Source organism: Streptomyces lycii (assembly GCF_009735685.1).
Lineage (GTDB): Bacteria > Actinomycetota > Actinomycetes > Streptomycetales > Streptomycetaceae > Streptomyces > Streptomyces lycii.
Genome location: NZ_WHPN01000277.1, coordinates 1 through 1800, shown reverse-complemented (window position 1 = coordinate 1800; position 1800 = coordinate 1). Strand labels below are relative to the sequence as shown.

Sequence of the window (1800 nt, the reverse complement as noted above, 5' to 3'; positions counted from 1 at the left end):
CCGGTGCGGGTGTGGATGCGCTGGGTGAGGTCGGCGTTGTGGAGGAGGCCGAAGTCGCGGTTGTTGACCAGTTCGTGTTCCTGGCGTTCGCGCAGGGCCTCGATGGTGAGGCGGAGTTGCTGTTCGACCTGGTTCATGGGTTCGTTGTAGAGGTCGGCGACGCGGCTGTGGACGCGCAGCACGGTCTGGGCGACGCTGAGTTCGTACTCCCGGGGGGATTGTTCGTAGTCCACGAACGTCCCCGGCAGCGACGGCTCACCGGTGTGCCCCGAGGCCAGGTCGATCGCCGCTTCGCCGTGCTTGTTCGCCGCCGGCCGGGGCGCCGTGCGGTAGCGGTCGAGATGGGCCCGCAGCTCCCGGGAGCGGTCCGAGACCTCCTCGAAGGCCTGCTTGGTCAGGGTGAGCACCGTGCAACGGGTGACGGCGCGGACCGTGCAGTCCCAGACCCCGGCCGGGCCCGTCAGCACGTGCTCCCCGAGATGATCGCCGCCCGCAAGGATGCCGAGCCGGGCCTCCGCGCCGTACTTGCCGGGGGCCAGCCGGTCGGCCTTGCCGTGGGCGATCAGCACGATCCGGTCGGCCGAACGGCCGGACGCCACGATGGTGTCCCCCGGGGCGTACTCCCGCTGGACGAAGCGGTCCGCCAGCTGTTCGAGCACGCCGGTGTCCGTGAAGTCGCGCAGCGGGGCCAGCTCGCCCAGCTCGGCGGGGATCACCCGGATCTGGGCGCCCGTGGAGACGAACTCCACCCGGCCGTCCCCGAGGGTGTGCGTCAGCCGGCGGTTCACCCGGTAGGTGCCCGCGGTCACTTCCACCCAGGGCAGCACCCGCAGCAGCCAGCGCGAGGAGATGCCCTGCATCTGCGGCACGGACTTGGTGGTGGTGGCGAGATTGCGGGCCGCGGCGGTGCCGAGGCTCAACGGCTGCGCCGGTCCGTCGTCCGGGGATCCGGAAGCGGACGCGGAGGGCTCGAGGGACGTGGTCATAGGCGGTGGTCACCCATTCCTGTGCGCGGTCGGTACGAGCGGTGTGCGGTGAACGGACGTGGCGGCGCCGGTGTGCGCGGGCGCGGGCCGGTGCGGGAAAGACGGATCAGTGGCCGACTTCGACGTCTTCGAGAAGGCCGAGCGCGTCCGGCACCAGAACGGCTGCGGAGTAATAGGCGCTGACGAGATAGGAGATGACGGCCTTTTCGTCGATCCCCATGAAGCGGACCGAGAGGCCGGGGCGGTATTCGTCGGCGATTCCCGTGCGGTAGAGGCCGATGACACCCTGCTGGGCCTCGCCGGTGCGGAGCACCATCATGCTGCTCGTCCGGGCGTCGCTGACGGGGATCTTGTTGCACGGGAGGATCGGCACTCCGCGCCAGGCCGGGACGGAGTGCCCCTGGAACGGCACGCTCTCCGGATACACCCCGCGCCGGCTGCACTCCCGCCCGAAGGCGGCGATGGCCCGCGGGTGCGCCAGGATCACGCCCGGCTCCTTCCAGACCGTCGCCAGCAGTTCGTCGAGGTCGTCGGGGGTGGGGGGTCCGGTGCGGGTGTGGATGCGCTGGGTGAGGTCGGCGTTGTGGAGGAGGCCGAAGTCGCGGTTGTTGACCAGTTCGTGTTCCTGGCGTTCGCGCAGGGCCTCGATGGTGAGGCGGAGTTGCTGTTCGACCTGGTTCATGGGTTCGTTGTAGAGGTCGGCGACGCGGCTGTGGACGCGCAGCACGGTCTGGGCGACGCTGAGTTCGTACTCCCGGGGGGATTGTTCGTAGTCCACGAACGTCCCCGGCAGCGACGGCTCACCGGTGTGCCC

Annotated in this window: 2 protein-coding genes; both read right to left on the bottom strand. The window is 70.2% G+C overall.

Features of this window, described 5'->3' with window-relative positions; all coding sequences use genetic code 11:
- Positions 1-986 (bottom strand): family 2B encapsulin nanocompartment shell protein (locus GCU69_RS14520; RefSeq protein WP_156206292.1); only part of this gene is annotated, 986 nt, incomplete at its 3' end.
- Between the two features lie 106 nt (positions 987-1092).
- On the bottom strand, positions 1093-1800 hold a 708-nt coding region (locus tag GCU69_RS14515), incomplete at its 5' end, for a family 2B encapsulin nanocompartment shell protein (RefSeq protein WP_268969300.1).